The organism is Ruegeria sp. AWH4_226 (assembly GCF_056159225.1).
Genome location: NZ_JBSWUU010000004.1, coordinates 15,832 through 39,499, shown reverse-complemented (window position 1 = coordinate 39,499; position 23,668 = coordinate 15,832). Strand labels below are relative to the sequence as shown.

Below are 23,668 nucleotides of genomic sequence, written 5' to 3'. Positions count from 1 at the left end.
GCCTATGGATTGGTGCTGAGAATGGAAAGATTTATGGTCTACACGCCGTGCGAATACTGCACTACCAGGGGTTGTGAAGGCTGCAGATTTCTGTGGTTGTCGCCGCCAACGCAAGAGTTCTTCACCTGAGTGTCCTAGACATCGGATACGGTCTTCTGTCAGGCCTCATCGCGCGGCAGTTCAGAAGCCGCGGGCAGGCAATCGGATCAGTGATCCCAAGGATTCAAAACATTGACGCCAAAGATCTGAAATGGCTTCACGCCTCCGGTTGCGACGGAAAAGACCTGTGTCTTTGCAATCGCCGCGATCTGCGCGCCTGCCAACTTCACGTCATAGGCTTTCGCTTCGGCTTGCATGGTCGCAAGGGCCTCGGCAGCCGCACGGTCGAATGGCAAGATCCGATTGCCGCAGAGACGGCCAAGCGTAAAGTCGGACCCTTGCCAAAGCGCAGCTTTCCGCTTGCCGTCAGTCAGCAGTTCGATCCTATATCTAACATCAAAGATGCTGAGTGTCGTAGTGTGGAACTGCCCGCTATGCCGCGCATTCAACTACCCAATCACCGCTTGCGAAAGGCTTTCGTTCATCAGATCGGACAGAACACTTGTGTCCAAGACAATCACCCGAAGTCCGCCGACTCCGCTTGGTCATCACTACGCTCAATATTGGGCAGAAACACATTTAGGCTCTGCATGTATTCAACAATCACGTCGCCAACCCTTTCGGCTGGTCGAGACGCTTCATCGAGAAGTTGCCGCGCAGCTTCCTCTGTGCTGACGCCACGTTCTGCCGCGACAAACCGAACGCGGCTATAAACATCATCAGATAAGTTCCTGACTGTGAGATTTGCCATTTCGTCCTCCATGTTCAACTGTGATAGCGCATGCGCTACGTGATAGCACTGCATGCAGATAGAAATAATGCTATCAACCGTCTTTAACTGTCGCTTTTGTGCCGACTGTGACAGTTCAGATGTCGGGGACAGGGCGCGTTGCGCCCTGCCCTGGTGGTTTCAGAAGCATTCGGGAACCCAAGCATCGATGCGGGCTTTCTGTTCGGCGGTGATGCGCAAAACCTTTTGGTGCTCTGGCTCTTTGAACAACTTGTGCATCGCTTCGTTCTTCTCCCCCTTCTTAGACTTTCTGAATGCGCGGTAGTCGTCGGTATCCATGTGCAACTCCAGAAGGTCTTTGTACAGTTCATCTAACTGTACAGCTTTCAGCCGCTTGAAGCAGTTTTCAGCCGATGGCGTCCGGATAGACCGAATGTCTGCATCAACATCTTCGGCAATCCCTGCCACAATTTCGGGACGCTGGGTCGTGAACCGGCGCGCAAGAAACGCAGTGATTTCGCCGTTGCGGGTCTTTTTTGCCCGGATCGCGGAACGCCTTGAACGCTTCGACGCTGCCTTTCCCGACCACGTCCTGAAACTAATGATGGGCTTCCTCAACGGCCTCGTCATGCTCGTCGCTAAAGCTTGTATCAAGATTAAGTTGACCTACGATCTCAGGGGCGTTTCGCTCTGCCCCGCCACGCCGATCCCGAACAGGTGGTTGTTCAGCCCCGTCGGAAGAATACCTTTGGGAGGTAAATGCATGAAACTCAGATAAGCATTTTTGTTGTTTCATCACTGTAAAAGGACGTTCCGGTGTATTTGACACTGGCAGAAATGGCAGGGCATCTTTCGATCGCGGCGATCCATCCGGGTCAAACATCAGCGCGAAAGGAAATCAAGACAACTCTCTACAAACCTGGGATTACACGTGCTTCCCCAGAAGAAACACAGAACGTGTTTCGTGAATTGGCAAAAGAGGATGGTTCGTGAGGTTGACCAAATCGTCTCATTGACCGTTTGAGCCAAAGGCGCTCGGCGGGACTATGCAGGCACCTCACGGCGAACGCCGATCACGGGTAATGGAGGGATTTGGGATAATGACAAACAGCCATCTTTGGCCAAGGTATCTGGGTTTCTCCTGCAAGGTCTCGATGGCAAAAGCTATGATGTACCGTTACAGATGGAGGTCTTGATACTGCGAGAAACCCAATGAACCGTCTAGCATTCGCGTCCAGCGTTTCGCCTGAGATCGAGCAGGTCATCCAAACTAAGCTCACCGCTATGGAGGCGGATCATGATGTCCGAGTGCTGTTCGCCATTGAAAGCGGCAGCCGTGCATGGGGTTTCCCATCTCCCGATAGCGATTACGATGTACGCTTCATCTATGTACATCGGCCAGACTGGTATCTGAGCGTTGAGCCCGGTCGTGATGTTATCGAACTGCCGATCGAGGGCGATTGGGACATAAACGGTTGGGATATTCGTAAAGCGCTTGGTTTGTTGATCAAACCTAACCCTGTGATGTTGGAATGGTTATCCAGTCCTATCAGGTACAGATGGAATGATGCGGCATGTGAACGGCTGATTGCCTTTGCAGCCAAGACGACTTTTGGAGAATCCTGTCTGCACCACTATCGCAGCCTGGCACAAAAACAGTGGGACAAGCATGTTGGTGGGAGCCAGGAGGTGAGTTTCAAGGCGTATTTCTACATGCTGAGACCTGCCTTGGCGATCTCCTGGATCAGGCAAATACCCGATACGCCACCACCAATGAACCTGCATGATCTCATTAAAGATCAGGACCTGTCTCCCGACCTATTGGGGCATATTGACAGGCTTTTGGTGTCAAAAAGCAAAACCAAAGAAATGGGCCGTGGGCAGCGCATAGCGATCGTTGATGATTTCATACACGATCAAATAGCGTGGGCATCTGTGGTAAAAAAGAACGAACATCGCCATGATCTCAGGGCCGGGGGCGATAACTTGCTGCGGTACATCGTTAGGGAGTATGCAAAGGACTGAAATGCCATTGTCGCAGGTGAATGACAGCGGTTTGCGCACTCGACCATAGATCGCTACACATCAGACCCCTTCAGTTAAGTTTGTGTTTATGACGGCTGGCAAAATCAGCGAAGGAGTACACGCTCGGTCTACCCTTGGAAAACCGCATCCAGCACCATACACTGTGACTTAGTCTATCAAGTTCGTGGTCCTTCCAATGTGCTGTTGATGTTTCTTCTTCTCACACCGCCTGGTTCGACATGTTGTCGGGCGAGGGACAGGTGTGTTCAAAGAAGGGAAGCCAAATGGGCAATACAAGACGCGACTTTCTCCGCAAACAGAAAGTGAATGTCGAAGATCTGGGTGACATGGGAGAAATACTTCTCGAAAAGGCGGAGCAATCGCTGGTGCCGATCTTCAAAAACGGCGAAGCGGTGGCGATGGTCATCGAGATAGATAGTTTTGATCGTGACTGGGAATTCAAAGGCGAGCCAAAGGGGCATCAAAGTGAGGTGTTTGACGAAGAGCTGCTCAATGCCTTGAGGAAGGCACTGGACGAGTAGCCAATTCGAAGCCTGTACGCGTCACAAGGATTGAGGCGCGTACAGCCACATATTGGAACAGCTCAAGTTTTGCGAAGTTCTGGCAATCAAGATATCAAGTTTCTGATGTTGAGTGGGGTGCAGAACAACTTTTACCATCATCGTCACGGCGCGATCTGGCTCTTGAGATCAATACGACTGCTCAGAGTAATCATTTTCAAGGATACATCTCAACGGTAGCCTCGTAACATGAACAAAGCTGTTGTACTTCGTGGCTACCAATTCAGTGTCTACAACCGTATAGCGCGGGTGGTGTTGCACGAGAAAGGTGTTTCATACGAAACCGAGGAGATCGATCCTTTCGTGTGCAATGTTCCCGAGCACTACATGCTACGGCAACCATTTGGCCGAGTTCCAGTCCTGAGCCATGGTACGTTCGATGTATACGAGACGACGGCTATTAGTCGTTATGTTGATGCGGCTTTCGATGGCCCCAACCTCGTGCCCTCCAACGTCAAAAGCCTTACGCGATTGGCTCAGGTTGTTTCCATCGCAGACAGTTACGGCTACCACCCGATGGTTCGCCAGGTCTTCGCCCATCGAGTCTTTCATCCAGCGGTCGGTGATGAGAGCGACGAGGCAGAGATCGAAATTGGCTTGGAAGCATCAGGGCCCGTTCTGCAGGCACTCGATACTCTGGCTTCTGAAGCGAATATCCTAAACAGGCGGACATTCACGCTCGCTGATTGTCACCTTGCCCCGACGATCGCCTACTTTGTTCAAGCCCCGGAGGGCAAATCAGCGCTACGTGACTACCCTGCTTTATCCGATTGGTGGGCATGGGCATCACAACGGGCAAGTGTCACCAACTCTGATCCCGGCCTGCCAGTCAACCACGTTGCCTAAAATGATTATTCGCCCAGACCGATGTGTTGGATACTTTCTGGACTGATGGCTTATTCCAAGCCTCATAGTTCTAGAGTGAAGAGCCGCGAGTTACCTGAAACCTGAGCATCAAGTGTGTCAGGGCTTCTAATTATGTTGATAACAATGGCAGAATGCCTCAGCGATACTTCTCAAGCTCAGATACGAAGATGGACAGCACCGTTGGATAACTACCCTATCTTTTGGACGTTTCGTCGCTGCCCTTACGCGATAAGAGCCCGGCTCGCACTTGCGAGTTCACGAGAAACAGTCGAGTTGCGCGAAATTCTCTTGCGGGACAAACCAGAGGCCTTCTTACAAACATCTCCATCTGGCACGGTGCCCACGCTTCGACTTCCAGACAAAGTCATAGATGAAAGCTTGGAAATCATGGTTTGGGCGCTCGAACAAAATGACCCGCAGCGGCTTTTGGACATGCCCCCAGAAGGTTGGGACCTAATTTCGGCAAATGATGGTCCGTTCAAAACTGCACTAGATCACACAAAATACGCTACGCGTTATCCAGATCTAGACTTCAATGAGGAACGCAGGAAAGCGATGGGCTATTTGCTCGACCTCAACGAGCGGTTAGTTGGGCGCGCCTGGCTTTTTGGAGATAGAGCCACCCTAGCCGATCTAGCGATTCTGCCATTTGTTCGCCAATTTGCACATATAGACCGGGCGTGGTTTGATGCACAGAAGTGGCCAAGTTTGGTCGCTTGGTTGGATCAGTTCCTAAACAGTGAAGCTTTTTCGCTGGTGATGAGAAAGTATGCAACTTGGTCAGAAGACGATGCGCCGATTTGGTTTAACGGCTAAACGCAATAAGTCGTATCGGCCCTTAGCGGCTGCTGGAAAATACTTCCAAATTCCGCGTTTGCAGGTCGCGGACACAGCTGACTTTTACAGCCACAATTGCCGCAAATGCAGCGTCAGTTCGCCTGTGCATGGGTCAGTTCCTCTCCGACGTCATCCGAACATTTCACGAATTATTTCTTAGCCAACCAATATGCGATGCCCAAGGCGAGTGCCAATCCGGCATATGCTGCAATATGGGCTGCGTCCATCGTTTTGTAATCGAAGGTTATCACTTTCCGAGCGACGGCCATAAGCCCGGTGGCAAGAACCAGCCTTACATGTATGACGTTGGAAGTAAGGTAGAGCGCCGCGTTTGTATAGACTTCGATTGCGATCAGGACTGACAATACAGCTCCCAGTACTATGAGCAGGTCTTCCCCATCGATGAGCAACGTTGGTTTTTCAACAAGATGAATCCCAAAGGTGACGAATGCATCAAGTATCGTCCAACCAATGACCAATACCATCAGTATAGAAAGGCCGCGTGTCATCTGTCGGGCGACAACATTTGCTACTCGGATCACCGGGTCTTCGTGGTTGGGATCCAACTCTACGTGAAGGTCACGGTCGTCGTTGGCCATAATTCGTTCCCTTACTCAATTGGTGAAGAACCTCACACTTATCAGCAGAAATCAGGTTTTACACAATAACCGTGCTTGAGTGCAGCTATTGAATTGAATCGTCTCCAAGGCTCAAAGCACTGGATAGTGGATCGTTCGTAGTTCAAGTTTGCTGATCCGGATTTTGATTTCTACCTGCTCTTCAAGCGGCCTTCGGTGTTCTTGTACCTGTTCCACTGTCTGCGGCATCCCTAGGAAAAACAGCTTTGTGTCGATATCGCTGGATGTGTTCGAAGATTGCTTATCTCGTGGCCAAGCGCACGGTACTTGGGACCTTTTTCGCTGGCACGGTTGAGTCCGGTAACTAGCGGTCCCAGCATACACTGAACAATTCTTTACCATTACGTCCGGTAGATTATGCTTTCAGTGGTGTGCAGTATTGTTGGAACCCACGAGAGAGACCTGCGGTCCAAGCAGCTGAATCCGGTTTAACACCAACTTTCGCGCAGGCTTCGTGATGACGAGAAATGTAGGTTTCGCACATGCCGGCTGTACCGTCAGCGAATTCAATGCTTGCCCAGTCTCCGAACTGGTATTGTTCCGGGGAAACTGAATCTATAGGGCCGCATGCAACTAGTCCAATTGGCGCGTAAACCCCCCCCGCAAAGCGTTGTAAGTAATGTCAATGCCCACACTGATCCCGATTTTTTTCAAGCATGATATAACATCATCAGGTGATAGTCAGGTTAGTTCTAATGAAGCGGGAGCCCCCCACATGACTGCGTTCACAAATGCGATTTCGACATGCCTATCGAAGTACATAACCTTCAGCGGTCGCGCACGACGTCCGGAGTATTGGTGGTTCTTCCTATTTGTTGTGCTCGGTAGCGTCGCTTTCTCTGTTTTGGATGGTCTGTTCTTTGGCAGTGAAACAGAGAGTGGAATAGTCCGTCAGCCACTGTATAGCCTATTCTCGATAGCGGTATTTTTGCCTTTACTCGCAGCGGGTTGGCGGCGTTTGCATGATACCGGTCGTCCTGGCTGGTATTTGTTTCTACCATTGGCCGTATCATTGGTAATGACCTTTGGATTGATGCTTGGTATTTTTGCGTTTTCTGCAACCGGTACTGCGGGCAACGATCCTGAAGAGTTAGGGGCGGCTGTAGCTATCCTGGGACTAGGTGGGGTAGCGCTCGCAGTTGTCGTACAATTGATTTTGGCAGTTTTGATGATTTTTTGGTTGAGCCGTCCAACGCAGGAAGAAGAAAACCGCTATGGACCTATACCTTCAGATCCGTAAATTGGGCTCTGTGCGGACTTCGGATGTCTCAGCAGAATTGAGCCGAACCAATACCTTACTAGTCGACAAGGCGACGCATTGCGGACCTTGATCACGGTCGGACGATGCTGCTATCGCAACACGCGAAACAGCCGTTCGCTGCAGTTGCTCGAACTCAACGGTGACAGAGAGCCGGATCGCGGAGAGGCTTACTGAACACTCTGACCGGTTTGCAAAATTGCCGAAAACACGCGTTATGTGCTTTCTCTCTCAGTTCTGAGAAAACATTTACACTAGCGCGGATAAGGAGCGAGTTGAAAGAGTTTGTGGACCGGAGTTTTCACACAGCCTCCGGACAATCGTGGCGTAGAAGAGTCGATCGATCTCTTGGCGTTGGTTTTGTCAGTAGAAGACCCGAAGCATTCACTCGCGCAATTGTTTGACGATAGTCGGGTTAGTGCTTGCCTCCAACGCCCCAAGGCTCATTATCAGGTTCCCGATATCCAGCCGCTTCATAACTGTCATAGCTGCATACCCTCACAACAATGATTACGAAGAGCGCCATGAGGATTGCTCTGGCAGTTGGGGTTTGGAGCAAGTATTTCATTACTCTTTTTTAATATCGCATGATTGTAGCGCTGCTCAATTAGCTTTCCTCACGCAACGCCACTCTATACCTTCTCTGAGCGGACCTATCTACTCGTGGGTGCCGTGCGATGAAAATGGTGGGGTGTTATGAAATTGATTTTTCGAATAACTGGACGTGCCGCGCTGCTCATCGTTCTCGTCATAGCAATTTTTTGGTCTGTTTTAGCCTTTCCTGTTTTCTCCGGCCTTCGAACCCCGATCTTGGAAAAGATGCTTTCAGAACAAATCGGTCAGACCTTGTATATTAGGGGGGACGTGAGCATCATTTTGGGGGCGACAAGCCACGTTCGCGCGACCAAAGTGAAAATACCCAGCGAAACCATAGAAGATTTGGACTTGGCCGCCTTAGATGTCCTGGAGCTCGACCTGAACCTGCAAGCGTTGATTGCGGGACAGATTGAAATCGACAACCTGATCATTGATGGTCTGAATGTTCATCTAATGACAAACACGGACGGGAAGCAAAGCTGGGTTGCGAACAATCGGCCTGAGGTCAATGTAACGGCTTTTGGGTCGCAGAATGAAACCGGCGGCATTCTGGATTTCCTGAGCGACAAGACAGTGGCGGTCACATCAGTCGAACTGATCGTCGACAACGAAACAACCGGGTTCGAGTTCGATTTCAAATTAGCAGATCTGCGCTTGGATCAACTGGGCGTTGATGCAGGCGCAACTGTGGCAAGCCATGGAACTGTAAACGGGCAGAGCTTTCAGATCAAAGGTGACTATCCACGGGGACAAGCCTTCACGACAAACGCGCGTTTCGGAGCAATGAAGCTGGACTGCAACGGCCACCCGATCACTTCGCAGAATGGAGGCGGTTTCGAAGGCAAGTTGACGTTGGATACTGGCGAAATTGGCGACCTGCTTGAACTTCTCCGACTCGACCGAGATATCGAGGGTCAGGCAAACTTAGCTGCAGACATAAAAAGCCAGAACCCAAAGATGAAAATTACGGATATCAGTGCGGTTTTGAACCTTTCGAACGGTCAATTGCTTAAAGCGGAGGGCTCCATCGAAGATTTGCTCAGTTATGAAGACATTGATCTTGCAATTGACGGACGCTTCTATCCGCAAGGCGATCCACCTGAAACGGCCACGGATCTCAGCGATCTAAAGCTAATCGAGCTTTCAACCCATATTGTCGGTACAGAAAAAGCGCTGGACTTTCAGGATCTGACTCTCACCACAAATGCGTTTGACAATGAATTGAAACAGATCGGCCCTGTTCGCATTGGCCGCATGTTTCGCGCTGACAACGGTAAACTTATGCTGGAAAACATCGCATTGCAGGCGGGACCGCAGGATCAACCCTACTTTGTAGCCAAAGGCAATATCAAAGACCTGTTGCGCCTGAGAGAAATCGACTTCAGCGGTACTATGTCGATTCCGTCATCGTTGTTCTTCCAAGATCAGGCCGAGATAGACATCAAGTCGCTTGGCAGAGTCGAAGGCAGCTTTTCTGTGGATGACTTGCAAGGGTTCCTTAGTCTCAACCAATTCAATGCGCAAACAGTTGATACCGAGGTTTGGCAGCTGAAAACCCAGGCCAAACTCGAGAACATAAATGACTTTGAAGACCTGTCTTTCGAATTGAACCTGAACGTCAAAGACAGCGCCCGTTTCCTAGCGGCTACCGGCCAGCAAGCCGTCAATGGCGTACCGCTAAAGGTCAGCCTGTCCGCGAACGGAAAACAAGACGACTTCACAAGTATACTTGCGCTGACATCTGGGAAGTCGACGTTGAGTGCTAACTTGGACACATCCACAGCCGGCGCGCGTCCCACAACGCAAGGCGAGGTTTTCAGTCAGAGTATCGCGCTCCAAGATGTTAAAGCTGCTGTTGATGTGGCTTCACGCGTTGCAACAAGCATTCGCCAACCCGGAACCAAGGGTGCAAAACGCGACGGGTCGAAAGGGAAATTCACTGATCTTATTGAGGTAGAAGATTTTCTGCTCGATCAGGATGTCGATGTGTCGATTAACATCAAGAAAATTGAGGGCGAACAAGAAATAACCCGTTTGTCCAGCCATCTCAAGGCGAAGGACGGAATTGCCCAGCTCGGGCCCATCGATGTCGCTTATGATGGCGGTCACTTCTCTGCAACGGCAAAAATGAACATGGTCAAGAGCTCGGAATTGCTTTCATTTCAGGGCACAGTAAAGGATTGGAATCTGGCAACTCTGTTCAGTGAGTTTAATACCAAATATTCTGCAGTAGGGCGGCTTCATGGAAATTTTGAGCTTACCGGAAACAGGCGCTCTGTACGCGCCTATATGAACTCGATGAAAGGCTCTGCCTCAATCCTGATGTCAAATGGTGGCATTTCAACCAGTCTTCTTGAACTGTCCGGGCTTGGCATCTTCCCATGGTTGATTTCTGAAGAATTCAGAAAAGGTTACAGCAAAATCACCTGCCTCTCCGCTCCGATCAAAATCGATGCCGGTGACATTTCGTTCAATTCGTTTGTTGCGGAAACCAAAAAGGTACAGCTTGTCGCGCACGGCGATCTGGATTGGATAAAAAACACGATCTCAATTCAGGCTGAGGCTCGAAAGCTCGGCAGGCCTCTTTCGCGGAGCGCTTGGCCATTTGAAGTCGTAGGGACATTGACGCATCCTAAAATCAAGCTTCTTCATCACAACGTTTTTCAAAAACGCGCGGATGGAGCCGCAGAGTTCCCTAAAAATCGAAAAACCTGCGTTCCGGATATAAATCAGCTGAGATAATTGATTACTGCTTCCTTTTCGATTTAGCCCGGATACGAGCGGCCTTCCAAAACAGCGCTTGCTTTGTCAGAACGCTCTTTCGAGTTCACTTGTTCAGCACAGACTGAGAAGCCTCTATGTTCAAGAAAGTGAAGTTTCATTAGAGCGTGGACCGCCCAAACAATCCATACCTTTGGCGACATGATGCACTTCTACCGTAGTGTGAGACACATGATCGATGTGATCCAGCACTGCCTTGTATTCAGCGACGGATTTCGGTGTCTCAGATGCAATCGAAGCAATAACCGAATAGTGGCCCGGGCCGATTTGCCAGATATGCAGGTCGGTGATCTTATCACCGTCAGTTTCGACAGCTGTGCGAGCTTTGGCTTCGATATGCCCGCCTTCCGGCACGCGGTCTAACAGCACGCCGCCAGAGTCCTTGATCAGTCCCCAAGACCATCGCGAAATCACTATTGCCCCTAAAATGCCCATTACGGGGTCCGCCCAAAACCAGCCGTAAGCACGGCCAAGAAGGAGAGCAACAATGGCGAGCACCGATGTTAGTGCGTCCGCTAAGACATGCAGGTAGGCTGCCCGCAGGTTGTTGTCCTGCCCGTTTCCACGGTGACGCTCGTGATCATGATCGTGGCGGTGATGATGCCCGTGGCCATGATTTTGAAGGTGGTCATCGCGCAAAAGCCAAGCACTCAGTAGGTTCACAATCAGTCCGATCACCGCTACCATAATTGCTTGGTTAAAGCTGATCAGTACCGGCTCTATGAGGCGCTGAAAACTCTCCCACCCTATCAACAGCGCGATCAGTGCCAAGATCACAGCGCTTGCAAACCCAGCGAGATCACCCACCTTGCCAGTACCGAAAGTGAAAGCCCGATTGTTGGCATTCTTCCGTGCGTAACGGTATGCCAACACGGCGATGAGCATTGCGGCGGCATGTGTGGACATGTGCCATCCATCTGCAATCAAAGCCATCGAGCCGAACCAATGTCCCGCCGTTATCTCCACGACCATCATTGTTGCGGTAAGAGCAATGACCAACCAAACCCGTCGTTCGTTGCGCTCCTGGTTGGCACCAAGAAAGACGTGGTCGTGTTCAAGCGTCGAGGTTGCTTCTTGGCTCAATTCACTGCTTTCCTGCAAAGTCTCACTCGTCATTTGAGGTATGATTTCAAAATCTGGATCATCTCCTCGGCACCTTTTTCACGGGCGGTATCACCAGCGGCTTTCACAACATGGTTGCGGAGGTGCGCTTCAAATACCTCGTTGGTCAGACCCGTCATCGCTCCGCGAATGGAGGCAATCTGGCGAAGTACTTCGGCGCAATCGGCATCTGCTCCCAACGCACGCTCTACACCTTCGACTTGACCTTTAATCCGCCGAAGCCTGGCAATGAGTTTGGAATTGTCGCGGCTGAGGTGGCCCATGGATACTCTCCTAATATAGTATAGAGGGTTATATTATTTAAGTACGAAAATACAAGCCTGTTGGTCTTTCGATAAATTCTCGGTCAATCGAAGAAAGCAGCCGTTCATGAATACCGGAGCATCCGTCTAAAGGGCTTTTTGCGTACCTCGGAGCAGACGCAGCATGAGCCCCTGCCCCGTTTGCCACGAACTAGCTATCGACCCAAACCGGACATTAACCTGCTGATCGACATGCTGCAATGCACCCGTCAGACCGGCCATTCGCCGCAGGTGCAAAACCTTGCGCAGGCTAATCCACAGTTCGCAGGACAAAGCAGACACTCACGTGGAATGACGCTTTGAGACTGCGCGCCGTAGCCGCCTCGCGATGAAGCTTACTTGCATGAAACGACTTCAAACGTGCGGCTCGCCCTGTGACGGATCAACTCTCTGCGCTCGTTCTAGTTCGGAACAATCTTCACGCCGATTATATTTACTTCAGGCGTTTCTTCGGGGACCAAAGCGACCTTCAATTTCTTTCCGGTTGATCGATCGACGATCGATATCGCGCTTCCCTGTTCCGCAAAGTGCGTGTCCCCCCATGCCATCAAAGCAAGTAGGGGCAGACCAAAGCTCACGCCGATGTCTGTAAGCGCATATCCGTATCTGGTTCGAGAATTGCCTTCGCGGTACGGAATACGCTTGAGCATCTTGGCGTCGACCAGACGCTTGAGACGGTCCGTCAACACGGATCGCGGTATGCCGATGTCCGCGCGGAAGTCATCGTACCGTATCACACCATAAAACGCCTCACGCATAATCAGAATTGTCCACCGGTCCGACATAATGTCGGTCGCCAGAGCCGCCCCGCACTTGTCTATGGGGACGGGGGATTGCCGACGATACGTGCTATCTGGGTTTGACATCCGGTTTTAGCTCCTGTATTTGCCTCCTGAGTTCATAATAAGGTTTCAACTCATGTCCGCAATATCGTTGATACTTACCGCGAAGATCGTGGTGACAATTGTTCTGGTGTCGGGGCCATTCTTGCTGTCTCCGCGGCACCGGCTCGAGACCATGACTGGCGTCTCCGCCGCGTCCGCGACCCTTTTCCGGCTTTATGGAATGGCCACTACAGCCTTGCTCGTTGGCTACGGCGTGGGGCTTTGGCAAAGCATTAATGGCGAGTTTCCCTGGGCTGCAGTCCTGATGGGTATCGTGTCCAATGTGGGTGCTGCGGGAATTCTCGCCTTTGCTCCGGCCGCATCGTCACGGGCTTTTGCCACCATTCTTGGGACGATTGGTCTTCTTCTTATCTGGGCAGCACTGAGTCCGACGGCTGCCATTCAGCCGGTTCTCTCCGGATAGCGTAGACAGAGCTTCTATCGAGCAAACCGCGTCCAAGGCCAGATAGTTCAAGCCTGCGGTCACTGGCCGCCGTCCTCCCTTCTCCAGACCAAAGAAAGACCACACCTATGCGATCTATGGACACTCACATCAAACTCTCGGCCCTTTGGCTGTTCATCCTTCTCAACATCATCTTTCGCGATCTCCACCAGTTCGTGATGCCCGGGTTCCTCGAAACCATCATGACAGGCCAATTCAACGGCATGGCGATCACTCCGGAACTGATGTTGATCGGTGGCATCGTTGTCTCGGTGCCAATTTCCATGGTTCCGCTTTCACTTATGCTGGAGCGTCGCATCGCCCGACCTCTCACATTCGTCGCGGCGCTTGTCACGACACTCACAATGATACCGCCCGCGCCTATCGATCTCGATGACACCTATCACCTAGTTCTACAGCTCATCGCAATGACGGCCATCGTCGTCATCGCTTGGCGATGGAAGCCGGCACTGACCGCCGGCGCTGCGCACCGCACCTGACCCCAACCACGAATGCACAAACCCGTGACTGATGCAAACCCTCAACTCATGCATGAGAAAAACCAACCTGAGATATTCGGGCATCTCAAATCAACCAATGTACCTACTGTGTGGCCATGCACCTTAACCAGGCACGCAAGGCGGGTGTTGTGCAGGCCAAGCTGGACACGCTCATTGTCTGGCGAGAGGTGGACCATTTCTCGCCGGCCGAACAAGCGGTCCTCGCCTGGACCGAAGCGCTGACATACCTCGACGGGACAGGGATCTGTCGGACATCCGGCGGGATTTGTGAAAGCACTACTCCGATAAGGAGATCTCGGTCATCACAGCAGACATCAGCATGATCAATCTTTGGAACCCGGTTCAGAAGTCAAGCACTGACAGAGGCATGCCCGGCAACCGTTACCAAGTAGGAGAGACCCGGTATTCTGGGCCTCACTGTCAACCCGACTGGAATTGTGCCGTTCGTGACCTGGGCAGGCCGTAAATGGACGCTAATGGAGGCGATCTTGAAAAACGACATCACATTCGCAAGGCTCACTGAAGTTGAACCGGTCGAGATTGCAGATCACATGTCAGACCCTCGGGTCGCTGAGCACATGCCGCTTTTGACTTCTGCGTGGGATGTCACTGTCGCGGCCGGGTTTGTCGCCAAGAAGGAAGGATACTGGGCCAGGGACGGTCTTGGACATTGGGCTTTCCTGGTCGACGACACATATGTCGGATGGGGCGGTTTTCAGAAGGAAGGCGAGGAGTGGGACTTCGGGTTGGTCCTGAAACCCAGCGCGTTCGGTCTTGGACGGCGCATTGCAATGAAGGCACTTGATTTCGCGATGGCGGACGACCGTATTCCATTTGTGACCTTTCTGTTGCCGCCGTCCCGCAAAAAATTGGGAGCGCTCGGCAGACTGGGTGCAAAGCCGGTTGGCCAGATCGAGTACGATGGCGAGAAGTTCCTCAAATTCCGTCTTGAGACAGTATGACAGGATTGTCCGATCTGTAGCTTACCGACGGCTTCAGAATATGTCGTAGGTTCGGCCCATTGCGGAACTTGAACACGGCATGCCAATGCTGCTGGTGCAACCCGCATAGCCGACATTCGCTGCAAGTGCGCTAATATGACATGTCGAACGGATAAGACGCGGGACTTTCCTGCCGCTCGGTTTTCTGGATCCAGGGTCCGCATTATACGTTTCGCAACTGCGCCATAAAATAACAAGAGCGGACAGCTAACTGAATTCCAATGGCGGCTACTGGCAATCTTAGGGTATTGCCGTGACGGCTATGAAAATTGAATAATATCAACAACAATGATATCCTGACGGTATTTTAAAAACGAATTGTGAGGTCGCTTTGATTATGAAGTACTCTATTAGCATTCTAATTTTGTGCATGCTTTCGTCATGCTCAACTACACGAGTTACAACTGAGTTTGATGCGCTCAGTGACTTAGCCGAGAAGACGGAAAAAAGACTAGCACCACAACTCAAACCAGGGCTTGAAGCCGCAGCCGAGGCTGAACTTTCTGCTTCAGCGGCAGCTGGAGACGCATGGTTTCTGAGTGACGATTGCAGCTTTGTCGTTGTCGGAGATACGAGCGTACCGGCAACAAATTGTACTATTGAAAAAATTGTAATCGGCGATCGACCCCCAGAACAAAACGAAGCAACGTCAGCGAAACGAAAAATGGCAGCTTTAACTACATATGTATCAGCCCTTTCATTACTCATGGACGCTTCTTTGGAAGAAGAGGTGGTTTCGGCTTACTCATCTGCAATTGCAGCATTGTCAGATTTCGCAAGTGCTACAGAGTCAGCCAGCCTTTTGAGGTTTCTGAAAGAACGGGCCGATGCCAAAGATGCCGAAACGGCAGTTGTTAGCGAAGCCATTGCAACGCTCAGATATACGAAAATGCGATCAGTCGTCCTGAAATCTGACAGAGACGTAGCAACGGTCGCCAGAGAACTACAACTGCATCTGGTGAATTTGGGAATTGACAATGATTTTCGATCAAAATCCAGATCGCTGACGGAAAAAAACATAGCGGTGTTAGAATATGACGTCGATGCGCTAGGTGCAGAAGGGTACAAATCGGCCATCAAAGCACTGCAAGCCGAACACAGTGCCTTCATGAAATATTATCAAGGGACATCGATTTATGACGTCGGCATGATTGCTCATGTCCATTCTACACTTGCAGATGCGCTTCGTTCACCAGACTCTCCGGAAGAAGTAATTGATTATTTGGAAGCGCTTAAAACTTTGGTCGAAAAGGTGGAGGGATGAACCATGGCAGAAGACACCACTACTTCAATCGAGTACTTTCAGCAAATTCGAAACCGCCAGAATGAACTTTATCGCAAGAACACAGCTGCAATACACGCCGCAGCCAAGAAAGGGAACAAAGCAAAGGTTAAGGAACTGCGGGCTGAACGTGCTAAAATGGCCGAGAATGACCAGTTAATTTTTGATGCTGAACTCGCCTTTCAAGCCTCACAGCTAGAGCAATCCGAAGCAGAAAAACGTCTCGGGAAACACACCCGTGAGATAAACAAGTTTGTCAAAACCGTAAAAACGGTGGCCCAGATCCTAAAGTCGACTGCTCGGTTAGCTTCAATCCTAACGAGATTCATCAACGTACTGTCTTAGAAGCAGCGGGTTCGTACGGAAAGCTGTTCCCGGCAGTGTGCGCTGCTGGGAATGCCAATCGAGCGGAGCAATCAAATTCGCGAATAGTAGTCGAACAAATAAAACATCTTCAGATCTTCTCACTTGGCATGGATACTAATGAGGTCCTTAAATAGACCAACCTACCTGCGCCACCGCGTGTGACGTAGCAAAGTATAGATTAACACTCAGGCCAAATAGTTTGCTTAACGTACTATCCTACCGCCTACCGGACTCGACCCCATCTTGCCCGACAGAACCGTCTCGCTTGGTTAAGTCGGCCCACTCCTGCCGTTGACCGAAGTGCGCTGTCGCTGCAGTGCGGCAAGTCTTTACTGCCATTCGCTGCCAACCAATAAATTCAACGTCATACCAGCCGGGGCTGGGCGAGCCGCGCTGGTTAAACATTGGTTTATTGTGATGCCTATATCGTAACTTTGCCAAAAACGTTGTCGGCGCTTTGCCAAAGCACCGACAATTGCGCCGAAGAAGCAACTTTAGGTGTCTCGCTGATGCCCAAACAGCTCTGCCATCACGATGCCGAAAATACCGCCGAATGCCAGTTCCACGAAGAGATAGCGTTGATTAAGTTGGCTCACGGTTATCTCCTCGTTTGCTGAAAACTGTAAGGGCACCGCGAACAATGCACCCACCATCGCAAGAACGATTGCGAGGATCACCACCGCAAGTGGCCAACCAATCGGATCGTCCCTCGTTACAATCCCGCCATTGGCGAAAAACCACATCACAATGGACGAAACATAGGCGACGGTTAGTGGGAAAGAAATCTCCTCGATATTCACCGCATCGCTTGGCGGAGCGAAGACAAAAAGAAAATAGGCAGAGATACCCAAATGGGCGAACAGGATTAGCAACCCAATGTACATAGAAAAACGTTGTCTGTTAAGCATCTTATTGCCCTATTCTTTCAAGATATTCATCATAATAATCATAAACCTGCCGATACGTCCCGCTACGGTTGCGACGAAGGAAGAGTCCACTCTCCTCTAACTTCGCGACTGCAGCGGAAAAAGCTGTGACGACCTGCTCACCGAAGTCGTCCGTCTCGAATAGAAAAGCGAATCCGTCTTCGAGTTGCCCGAGGCTAGCGCTATCTGGCCCATTGTCGATGTAGTGCCGCTGCGCACAATCTACGAAACGTTTCAGAAAAACCTTGACCATCTGTTCGGCCTCGGGTCGTGTCTTTATGTCGGACCAAAATGTCTCATTTGCATTTAACTCCACCAGCATCGAATGTGATAGCTGCATGCAGGGCATAGGGTTTTTCTGCTTGATGAGGATCGTCTGAGTAGTCATCACCTCGTCCAGCACCGCGGCCCCCTGTTCGCTTATAATCTGGCGTTGTCGGCCTAGGGTGTATTGGGCCAGCGTCGTGCCATCGGGGGCGGCCAGACCACCGATCTTTAGTTCTGCTAGTAGCGAAAGAAACCGCAGGTAGAAGTCGCTGTAGACGTCAATGGACGCATCTGTTCCAGCAAGAATTTCATAGCGTTCATGGAGGTAACGCAGGATGAGCCCCACATCTTCCGCACCACCCCGCTGAAAGTAGCTGACATTGGCAGTAAACTTATCGAATATCCGTTTCCATTCGAGGTCTGAAGCAACGAAACCTGCGTCAATCAGTGCCCGTACAGCCTGCAGGCTGAAGAGCACGTTAGCTTCATCAAGAAAGTTCGAATCCGCCAAGTGGATTGGGTAGCTCGCCGCCAAGGCATCGAGGCCAATTGGTTGGGCCGCGATTGTCTCCACAATCAAGCGCCTGTCTGTCAGATCGTCTCCGGAGAAGACGGTCAGCGGGATGCGGCGCAGAATCTCGCCGGAGGTATCAGTAACTTCTCCCCAAAATAATCCGCGTGACACGTTTTCTGGAAAGCTAAGGTCGTCGAAGCGAAAAAAGAACTGTCTATAATTGTTTCGCTGGTCGTTCTTCAGTGTGGCGCCATCTGAAATCGGAATGAAATCATCAGAAGGTCGTTCCAAGGCATACTGCAGCCGAGCGTTTAGATCGCCAGAGGGGAGGCTGTTGCTAGGGATCGTGATGCGCAAGCCAAACGGCTCTGCGTAAGCGAACGGAACAAAACCGAGAATGAGCAACAAAGCGATAAGACAACGCATCTGTAATCCACTAGTTCTAAAGTAATGAAGCATCCTAACAGACAAAGCATGATTCGAGCGAGACCGGCACAACCATAGCGCTTACGTTTCTGCTTAGTCTGCGGGACAAGCTGATTTTCAAACAACCAATACGGCCCAAATGCGAAGAAAGCAGAGTGGTGATTCATGCACCGCTCGTACGCATCACAGAATCAGACGGACCAAGCTCCGGAGCCTTTAACAACCGCGATCAGTCCGGCCCAGACCGGACATTCCAATGTAGTCAAACACTGCGGTGCAGCTTCACTAGACCGGACTTTCGCCGCACTGCCGAAAAGCTGACCTACTCGAACTCACAGATCGCGGGACAAAACGGTCATCCAACTCGCGTAAATCCCATCCCACAGGCAGGTCAGTGTTTGACAATGTCGAAGCCATAACTGACTGACTGATCAGAACAGACAACGTAACCACGTCTTTTCAACTCATCAACTGACGTTTCGACATTGGTGCCTGCACCAGAGATCTCATTAGAAGTTCTGTCGATCAGCACCACCAAGTTTTTTGGCACAAACTTGTCTCTCCTGTCGAACACTAACTGGCCAGAAGAAACGACTATGCGATAACTCATACCAAGGGTATGTTCCCGCCTAACACCAAACCCAAGCAGACCGCATTTGAAGTCATATCATTAAATTCCGAGAAATTTCCTATGGATGAAAACTCAGTCGAACAACTATCATTTAAGCATCTGAACCCATTTCTTTCTTTACTACCACTCCAAATCAAAACTGATGTGACTAAAGAAGACTTCGAAGCACTACTTTCCAACAGTCTCAAAAAGATCGCGATCTATCGACCAGATTCTCCTGAGCCAAAAAAAGGTGCTTCAGAACAAGACTTCGACCTTGTGAAACTGGAAGACGTAAAAGGGTGGCATTTCATTGCAGCAACTTGGGCTTTGCGCAGTTTTCCCGGCTGGCTGGGCACGATACCAGAGGCCTGGATTGAATCCTCGCCCGAACAAGACGCGGAGACTACTGACGAGAAAATTGCTGAAGCAGAAGTGGCGATATTCGAAGAAGACCGTCGTCGTTGGCAACAAGTTGCGCAACACTTACTGCTAGTAGGACTACGTACACAATCCAACTGTAAGCACCAGTGTGTCATTCACAGCACCAATGATAGCGTGGCGAAAGCAGCTCGTGAGTTTCTGGTCACCGGTCATTTTGGCGTTCATTTGAACGAAAATCCGATCGCCGAACGCTACACTGACAGAGCTCTACAAGCGGCTTGTCTTGAAGGAACCGCGATGCAGGCATCATTGTCGGGCGTACATCGTCCAATCAATACCAAAGCAGACAGAAAATCGCTTCAGGGCCCTCGTCTTCAAGATGCAATTGATCCAATGGGTGATCAGGGGTATCGCCTCACGTCAGCAATTTTACTGCGCTCCTTGACCCCGGAAAATGTAGATGAAGAGCCAGATGAAGGCACCGTGGAAAGCAATACCGAACTAGAATCGATGTGCGATGAACCTCCTTTAGGGTTAAGCTTTACGGGCCTGTCACTGGCGCAACAAAAGGTCTGGTCACAACGGGGCAAGACCATTCAAGACTTTGCAAAAAGACTTTCCAGTTTGTTTGATCGAATTTCTTACTTCGAAGAAAAGAAGCATCATCCTCAAGACCTCGGCTTGAATCAACAGGGCTTCCGGCTCCTGACACACCCTGTATCGAGCAAGAATTTACTGAAGGCTCAAAGAGCTTTCGATGTATCGTTTAGACCTCTTACTCCGCTAATGCTGACAGGAGACAGTACTTCATCAGAAGACCACGAAGTAGCGAGGGCCCAAGAATTGGAATCTGAATGGTTCCACGGAGGCGAGCTTGAACACTTAGGTCTAAATGAGGACTCCGCTAAGTTTTCTTTCGTGGCGAGGCGTCATGGCAGAGAACTATTGAAACAAACGGTATTGCCAGTTCATCTGGATGAAGAAATCGAGCTCAGGGTTTGGAATACAGAATACCTAGCACCGCCGGATGACCCCGATGTAGCGCTTTTTGAGGAACTAGCTGATGTCAGCAAAGATGGCGCGCGAAGATTTGCAGTTTGGTATGACAGCGGTCATGTTTTAGCAGATGGCCAAGTATCCGAACTCAAGTACACTGATGTCCTTTTTCCTGAGTCCAATTGGATCTTTTTACCATTTTCTGATGGTGACAGAGAGTTTTCCGTCACTGCCGAGAAGCCCAAAAGATTAAAAGGTGAATCGGATCATGAGATGCTTTTGAAGGTCGGAAGCGACAATTCGATTTTTGATTATCTACTCGAAGCAAGCGACAGCTTGGTCAAACCAACCGGACCACTATGGGCGATATGTGATGATGGCGCAGGAGAAATTGCGGATTTCATATTCCTAGACTTGGAAGGTCGCAAGCTTTGGATAGTTCACGCCAAGGGAGCTAATTCTTATAGCCAAGAAAGAGAGATCAGCGTCTCTGCATACGAGCAGGTTGTTGGTCAAGCCCACAAAAACATTCGCTACTTAGCCCCTGGCATTCTGTCCAAGGAACTCGAGCAAAGGCAACCAAAACACATCTGGAAAGATGGACAACGAGTTTCCGACCAAGATCTTGAGGCGACTATAGGTACTATAACGAGTTCTCTAAACGATCGACCGCACATGATGGAGTCTTTCCTAGTCGTAGCCCAGCCACACGTGAGAGAACGCTATTGGAAAGAATGTAGACAAGGTGTCGCCAATGGGGACGACAATAAAAAAACAAGATCATTCAAGCTTTTGAGCGCGCTTTTGACTGAATTGCAAATGACTGCGCAGAAGGTGGGAGCAGAGTTTAGGGTGATTGGTCATGCAGACGCTCCAGACGCTTCTGACGGAACCGAAGCTTCGCATATTGTTTGAGCACATTTTTGACTGCCAACAATGTCTAGGTTATTTGCAGCATAGTTTTCTCTTGCGAGATAAAGCGATGAAAGCTTGTCATGCGGTTCAATTCGAAGTGTACTCAAAGACCGTACCATGTCGGCAGCATTTGGGTGTTGACCTATAGCGATTTTTTCCAAAGTTTCTCTTACTCTTTTCTCACCCACTCCACCGATGATTATTGCCACACCAGCTTCTTTTGCCGGTAATCCAAACGATCTAAGTTTGAGCGTCAAAGTAGTTTGTGTCTTCGGCCCGCACCATGGAAAGAGTACGACCTCGTTCCCGAACTCGTGCAGAGAGTTTTGGTCCAGTTCCAGTAATCTAGCCTCTTTCGCACCCGCGTTGAAAGAACTCCTAGCTTGAGCGCTTAATCCAATCTTTTTACTACATTTTCCAGTGGTATAAATCTCCTTCATTTGGCGGACTACGTCTTCACTTGGAGATAAGGTGGAACCCGCAAAGCGCGCCGGTCGTCCGCTCGAAGAAGGCGTTACAAAAATTGTCGGAGGCCGCATTACTATTTTGGAAACCTTTAGAAACCTGCCAGCAAAAATAATTGGATCACCAGACCTCAATTGGTGGCCAATAGGTATTGAACCCAACAATTCTGACCCTTGCCTGACCGAAAATTGCGTTACTGTAGGAAACGAAACTCCAAATCTTGGGTTACTTACGTAATCTTCCCCTGTTTGCGTCAGCTCCAAAGTATTGTTTTTCTCTTGAAGCAATGGAAACCTTGGGTCGGCCGTATTCTTCCGCTTTAGGTGCTCCATGGCATGTTCGTAAACATGCAGAAATTCATCTTTAAAAGGGCCGTTGTCTATGAGCGTTTCGACGACATTCTCCCAATGGACACCGTTTCGCGCCATCGAAAGTAATTGCTGATAAAAGGTCGAAAGATTGCACTTATGGGTGTCGGGTTCCTCAAACTCTTGCTTGAGGATTAACTCCAACTGCGCAACCGCTTGAAATACACCTAAATGTAGCTTGGTAAGAGGATGAGATTTTTTTTCATGGGGAAAGTCAGTAACAAATACCTTCAGCTCGGAGACTTTGCCATGCGAACGCCCAGAACGTCCTAAGCGTTGCCGTAGTGAAGAAACCGTCGGTCCGGCGTCAACTTGGCCGACTAGGTCAATTGTTCCAATGTCTATCCCTAGTTCGAGAGTGGGCGTCGAAACAACAACACCACTACTCTTTTCATCGCGAAGGAACGCTTCTGCCTCTCGCCGAATCTTGGGATCTAGAGAGCCATGGTGCGAAAAAACGTTCCCACTATGCTTCCCTGAATCCAAGTCAGCGGTTAAGCGGTCCACAATCGATCGCGAGTTTCCAAAAACAAGTGCCTTGGAGGTCGAGTCGCCTTTTTTGACAACCCGGTCAACAATATCCTTGCGGATTGCTGACGCAATCTTCTTGTATGCGCTTTCTCCATCTTTCCCAAGATCTGGCTCTAGAAATGAACTCAAGTGATAACTTGTGCGACTGATAGGCGTTTTGTCTCGCACGACCTGAACTCTTCCTTGATCTTCAGGACGCAAAAACTCCTTCGCATGAACTTCGCTTGAATCCGACAATGTGGCTGAGAGTGCAACTCGTTGAAATGGTCCAAGTTCGGCTTCGAGACGCGCAAGTTGCGCGATCAATTGAGTTCCTCTCGGTCCATGAAAAAACGAATGGAGCTCATCGACAACAACCCAACGCAAGTAAGGAAAAGTGTTCAGGTGCTGGCGTTTTCGAAGAATGCCTTCGAGCGTTTCTGGTGTAGTGATTAAAACCCCACCCTTTTGCCAAGCGTTCTTTGTGACGCCAAACTCTACATTTCCACTTCCTGATGAAGCTTCACCGTGTCGCTTCCATGCACCCATTCCTCTTTTCTCAAATATAGGGTGCAGTCTTTCCTTTTGCTGATCGATAAGCGCGCGTTGCGGACAAATGTAGATTGTTTGAATACCTTCTACCGAATGATCAGAAGATGAAACAATCGGTAAAAAAACGGCCTCTGTTTTACCTGTTGCCGTTGGTGCCGATACAATTACATCGTGCGACTCCCCGTCGATAATTGACTTGCTCCAAAGCTCTTTTTGGATGGGCCTTGGCTCCAACCATTTCTGCGACTCCGCAAAACCAATTATTTCTTCTTGGAAGGGCCAATCACCTGCGTTGAAAGGATTTTTTGACATTTGCTATCATCCTAGCAGCCAGCAATTATACGTTCTTATTTCGGGAAGCGTCAAACCTCACTACTGTCTAACGTTGCGCGACCTCATTTA

The 23,668-nt window shown here is 50.1% G+C and carries 26 protein-coding genes; 15 read left to right on the top strand and 11 right to left on the bottom strand.

Annotated features, from left to right (window positions below; all coding sequences use genetic code 11):
• Positions 1–206: 206 nt before the first annotated feature.
• From ACXAET_RS21165 to ACXAET_RS21155, 3 genes are all read right to left on the bottom strand, one after another.
• On the bottom strand, positions 207–548 hold the full coding sequence (locus tag ACXAET_RS21165) for a PIN domain-containing protein (RefSeq protein ID WP_475190349.1): 342 nt from the start codon (positions 546–548) through the stop codon (positions 207–209).
• 68 nt (positions 549–616) lie between these two features.
• Positions 617–850, bottom strand: a complete 234-nt coding sequence (locus ACXAET_RS21160) for a FitA-like ribbon-helix-helix domain-containing protein (RefSeq protein ID WP_475190346.1) — start codon at positions 848–850, stop codon at positions 617–619.
• Positions 851–1,009: 159 nt separating this feature from the next.
• The gene (locus tag ACXAET_RS21155) at positions 1,010–1,168 is read right to left on the bottom strand and encodes a hypothetical protein (RefSeq protein WP_475190343.1); all 159 of its coding nucleotides are present in this window, start codon (positions 1,166–1,168) and stop codon (positions 1,010–1,012) included.
• A 94-nt stretch (positions 1,169–1,262) separates the two neighbouring features.
• On the opposite strand from ACXAET_RS21155, the gene ACXAET_RS21150 reads away from it, so the two are divergent.
• The 6 genes from ACXAET_RS21150 to ACXAET_RS21125 all read left to right on the top strand — a co-directional run bounded on the left by ACXAET_RS21150 (position 1,263) and on the right by ACXAET_RS21125 (position 5,118).
• Positions 1,263–1,607: a hypothetical protein gene (locus ACXAET_RS21150; RefSeq protein ID WP_475190341.1), complete on the top strand. Its 345-nt coding sequence runs from the start codon at positions 1,263–1,265 to the stop codon at positions 1,605–1,607.
• A 38-nt stretch (positions 1,608–1,645) separates the two neighbouring features.
• Positions 1,646–1,822 carry a hypothetical protein gene (locus tag ACXAET_RS21145; RefSeq protein WP_475190336.1) on the top strand — a complete coding sequence of 59 codons (177 nt, stop codon included), beginning with the start codon at positions 1,646–1,648 and terminating at the stop codon, positions 1,820–1,822.
• Positions 1,823–2,041: 219 nt separating this feature from the next.
• Positions 2,042–2,854: a nucleotidyltransferase domain-containing protein gene (locus tag ACXAET_RS21140; protein WP_475190329.1), complete on the top strand. Its 813-nt coding sequence runs from the start codon at positions 2,042–2,044 to the stop codon at positions 2,852–2,854.
• 284 nt (positions 2,855–3,138) lie between these two features.
• Complete coding sequence (locus tag ACXAET_RS21135; RefSeq protein WP_475190326.1) at positions 3,139–3,396, top strand: hypothetical protein; 258 nt, start codon at positions 3,139–3,141, stop codon at positions 3,394–3,396.
• 228 nt (positions 3,397–3,624) lie between these two features.
• On the top strand, positions 3,625–4,281 hold the full coding sequence (locus ACXAET_RS21130; RefSeq protein ID WP_475190322.1) for a glutathione S-transferase family protein: 657 nt from the start codon (positions 3,625–3,627) through the stop codon (positions 4,279–4,281).
• A gap of 201 nt (positions 4,282–4,482) precedes the next feature.
• Complete coding sequence (locus ACXAET_RS21125; protein WP_475190317.1) at positions 4,483–5,118, top strand: glutathione S-transferase; 636 nt, start codon at positions 4,483–4,485, stop codon at positions 5,116–5,118.
• A gap of 170 nt (positions 5,119–5,288) precedes the next feature.
• On the opposite strand, the gene ACXAET_RS21120 is transcribed toward ACXAET_RS21125, so the two are convergent.
• Positions 5,289–5,738, bottom strand: coding sequence for a phosphate-starvation-inducible PsiE family protein (locus ACXAET_RS21120; RefSeq protein WP_475190314.1), 450 nt, complete (start codon positions 5,736–5,738; stop codon positions 5,289–5,291).
• Positions 5,739–6,132: 394 nt separating this feature from the next.
• On the bottom strand, positions 6,133–6,288 hold the full coding sequence (locus tag ACXAET_RS21115; RefSeq protein ID WP_475190582.1) for a DUF2799 domain-containing protein: 156 nt from the start codon (positions 6,286–6,288) through the stop codon (positions 6,133–6,135).
• 114 nt (positions 6,289–6,402) lie between these two features.
• On the opposite strand from ACXAET_RS21115, the gene ACXAET_RS21110 reads away from it, so the two are divergent.
• Both ACXAET_RS21110 and ACXAET_RS21105 read left to right on the top strand, forming a co-directional pair.
• The gene (locus ACXAET_RS21110; RefSeq protein ID WP_475190310.1) at positions 6,403–7,017 is read left to right on the top strand and encodes a DUF805 domain-containing protein; all 615 of its coding nucleotides are present in this window, start codon (positions 6,403–6,405) and stop codon (positions 7,015–7,017) included.
• Between the two features lie 714 nt (positions 7,018–7,731).
• On the top strand, positions 7,732–10,374 hold the full coding sequence (locus ACXAET_RS21105; protein ID WP_475190306.1) for an AsmA family protein: 2,643 nt from the start codon (positions 7,732–7,734) through the stop codon (positions 10,372–10,374).
• Positions 10,375–10,494: 120 nt separating this feature from the next.
• On the opposite strand, the gene dmeF is transcribed toward ACXAET_RS21105, so the two are convergent.
• The 3 genes from dmeF to ACXAET_RS21090 all read right to left on the bottom strand — a co-directional run bounded on the left by dmeF (position 10,495) and on the right by ACXAET_RS21090 (position 12,703).
• Positions 10,495–11,529 carry a CDF family Co(II)/Ni(II) efflux transporter DmeF gene (gene dmeF / locus ACXAET_RS21100; protein WP_475190300.1) on the bottom strand — a complete coding sequence of 345 codons (1,035 nt, stop codon included), beginning with the start codon at positions 11,527–11,529 and terminating at the stop codon, positions 10,495–10,497.
• Positions 11,526–11,798, bottom strand: a complete 273-nt coding sequence (locus tag ACXAET_RS21095) for a metal/formaldehyde-sensitive transcriptional repressor (protein WP_475190295.1) — start codon at positions 11,796–11,798, stop codon at positions 11,526–11,528. Before ACXAET_RS21095 ends, dmeF begins: the two co-directional genes overlap by 4 nt.
• A 440-nt stretch (positions 11,799–12,238) precedes the next feature.
• Positions 12,239–12,703, bottom strand: a complete 465-nt coding sequence (locus tag ACXAET_RS21090) for a winged helix-turn-helix transcriptional regulator (RefSeq protein WP_475190293.1) — start codon at positions 12,701–12,703, stop codon at positions 12,239–12,241.
• 52 nt (positions 12,704–12,755) lie between these two features.
• Here ACXAET_RS21090 and ACXAET_RS21085 point away from each other — a divergent pair, with 52 nt between their 5' ends.
• The 6 genes from ACXAET_RS21085 to ACXAET_RS21060 all read left to right on the top strand — a co-directional run bounded on the left by ACXAET_RS21085 (position 12,756) and on the right by ACXAET_RS21060 (position 16,312).
• A complete protein-coding gene (locus ACXAET_RS21085) occupies positions 12,756–13,145 on the top strand; it encodes a hypothetical protein (RefSeq protein ID WP_475190290.1) in 390 nt (129 codons plus the stop codon).
• A 107-nt stretch (positions 13,146–13,252) separates the two neighbouring features.
• Positions 13,253–13,663 carry a DUF6326 family protein gene (locus ACXAET_RS21080; protein ID WP_475190287.1) on the top strand — a complete coding sequence of 137 codons (411 nt, stop codon included), beginning with the start codon at positions 13,253–13,255 and terminating at the stop codon, positions 13,661–13,663.
• Positions 13,664–13,737: 74 nt separating this feature from the next.
• On the top strand, positions 13,738–14,007 hold the full coding sequence (locus ACXAET_RS21075) for a carboxymuconolactone decarboxylase family protein (protein WP_475190581.1): 270 nt from the start codon (positions 13,738–13,740) through the stop codon (positions 14,005–14,007).
• Between the two features lie 153 nt (positions 14,008–14,160).
• Positions 14,161–14,646: a GNAT family N-acetyltransferase gene (locus tag ACXAET_RS21070; RefSeq protein WP_475190576.1), complete on the top strand. Its 486-nt coding sequence runs from the start codon at positions 14,161–14,163 to the stop codon at positions 14,644–14,646.
• Between the two features lie 376 nt (positions 14,647–15,022).
• On the top strand, positions 15,023–15,949 hold the full coding sequence (locus ACXAET_RS21065) for a hypothetical protein (RefSeq protein WP_475190285.1): 927 nt from the start codon (positions 15,023–15,025) through the stop codon (positions 15,947–15,949).
• Between the two features lie 3 nt (positions 15,950–15,952).
• Positions 15,953–16,312, top strand: a complete 360-nt coding sequence (locus ACXAET_RS21060) for a hypothetical protein (protein ID WP_475190282.1) — start codon at positions 15,953–15,955, stop codon at positions 16,310–16,312.
• Positions 16,313–16,827: 515 nt separating this feature from the next.
• On the opposite strand, the gene ACXAET_RS21055 is transcribed toward ACXAET_RS21060, so the two are convergent.
• Positions 16,828–17,241, bottom strand: coding sequence for a hypothetical protein (locus ACXAET_RS21055; RefSeq protein WP_475190279.1), 414 nt, complete (start codon positions 17,239–17,241; stop codon positions 16,828–16,830).
• A gap of 1 nt (position 17,242) precedes the next feature.
• A complete protein-coding gene (locus tag ACXAET_RS21050) occupies positions 17,243–18,466 on the bottom strand; it encodes a hypothetical protein (protein ID WP_475190277.1) in 1,224 nt (407 codons plus the stop codon).
• 691 nt (positions 18,467–19,157) lie between these two features.
• Here ACXAET_RS21050 and ACXAET_RS21045 point away from each other — a divergent pair.
• The gene (locus tag ACXAET_RS21045; RefSeq protein ID WP_475190274.1) at positions 19,158–21,371 is read left to right on the top strand and encodes a hypothetical protein; all 2,214 of its coding nucleotides are present in this window, start codon (positions 19,158–19,160) and stop codon (positions 21,369–21,371) included.
• Here ACXAET_RS21045 and ACXAET_RS21040 read toward each other — a convergent pair.
• Positions 21,317–23,578: a DEAD/DEAH box helicase gene (locus ACXAET_RS21040; RefSeq protein WP_475190268.1), complete on the bottom strand. Its 2,262-nt coding sequence runs from the start codon at positions 23,576–23,578 to the stop codon at positions 21,317–21,319. The genes ACXAET_RS21045 and ACXAET_RS21040 overlap by 55 nt on opposite strands.
• Positions 23,579–23,668 lie beyond the last annotated feature (90 nt).

Coding starts and splice junctions, on each gene's coding strand:
- ACXAET_RS21140 (WP_475190329.1), top strand. CDS start 2,042: ATGAACCGTCTAGCATTCGCGTCCAGCGTTTCGCCTGAGATCGAGCAG.
- ACXAET_RS21095 (WP_475190295.1), bottom strand. CDS start 11,798: ATGGGCCACCTCAGCCGCGACAATTCCAAACTCATTGCCAGGCTTCGG.
- ACXAET_RS21080 (WP_475190287.1), top strand. CDS start 13,253: ATGCGATCTATGGACACTCACATCAAACTCTCGGCCCTTTGGCTGTTC.
- ACXAET_RS21090 (WP_475190293.1), bottom strand. CDS start 12,703: ATGTCAAACCCAGATAGCACGTATCGTCGGCAATCCCCCGTCCCCATA.
- ACXAET_RS21160 (WP_475190346.1), bottom strand. CDS start 850: ATGGCAAATCTCACAGTCAGGAACTTATCTGATGATGTTTATAGCCGC.
- ACXAET_RS21040 (WP_475190268.1), bottom strand. CDS start 23,578: ATGTCAAAAAATCCTTTCAACGCAGGTGATTGGCCCTTCCAAGAAGAA.
- dmeF (WP_475190300.1), bottom strand. CDS start 11,529: ATGACGAGTGAGACTTTGCAGGAAAGCAGTGAATTGAGCCAAGAAGCA.
- ACXAET_RS21150 (WP_475190341.1), top strand. CDS start 1,263: ATGTCTGCATCAACATCTTCGGCAATCCCTGCCACAATTTCGGGACGC.
- ACXAET_RS21070 (WP_475190576.1), top strand. CDS start 14,161: ATGGAGGCGATCTTGAAAAACGACATCACATTCGCAAGGCTCACTGAA.
- ACXAET_RS21050 (WP_475190277.1), bottom strand. CDS start 18,466: ATGCGTTGTCTTATCGCTTTGTTGCTCATTCTCGGTTTTGTTCCGTTC.
- ACXAET_RS21045 (WP_475190274.1), top strand. CDS start 19,158: ATGGATGAAAACTCAGTCGAACAACTATCATTTAAGCATCTGAACCCA.
- ACXAET_RS21105 (WP_475190306.1), top strand. CDS start 7,732: ATGAAATTGATTTTTCGAATAACTGGACGTGCCGCGCTGCTCATCGTT.
- ACXAET_RS21065 (WP_475190285.1), top strand. CDS start 15,023: ATGAAGTACTCTATTAGCATTCTAATTTTGTGCATGCTTTCGTCATGC.
- ACXAET_RS21060 (WP_475190282.1), top strand. CDS start 15,953: ATGGCAGAAGACACCACTACTTCAATCGAGTACTTTCAGCAAATTCGA.
- ACXAET_RS21120 (WP_475190314.1), bottom strand. CDS start 5,738: ATGGCCAACGACGACCGTGACCTTCACGTAGAGTTGGATCCCAACCAC.
- ACXAET_RS21085 (WP_475190290.1), top strand. CDS start 12,756: ATGTCCGCAATATCGTTGATACTTACCGCGAAGATCGTGGTGACAATT.
- ACXAET_RS21110 (WP_475190310.1), top strand. CDS start 6,403: ATGCCCACACTGATCCCGATTTTTTTCAAGCATGATATAACATCATCA.
- ACXAET_RS21130 (WP_475190322.1), top strand. CDS start 3,625: ATGAACAAAGCTGTTGTACTTCGTGGCTACCAATTCAGTGTCTACAAC.
- ACXAET_RS21055 (WP_475190279.1), bottom strand. CDS start 17,241: ATGCTTAACAGACAACGTTTTTCTATGTACATTGGGTTGCTAATCCTG.
- ACXAET_RS21135 (WP_475190326.1), top strand. CDS start 3,139: ATGGGCAATACAAGACGCGACTTTCTCCGCAAACAGAAAGTGAATGTC.
- ACXAET_RS21155 (WP_475190343.1), bottom strand. CDS start 1,168: ATGGATACCGACGACTACCGCGCATTCAGAAAGTCTAAGAAGGGGGAG.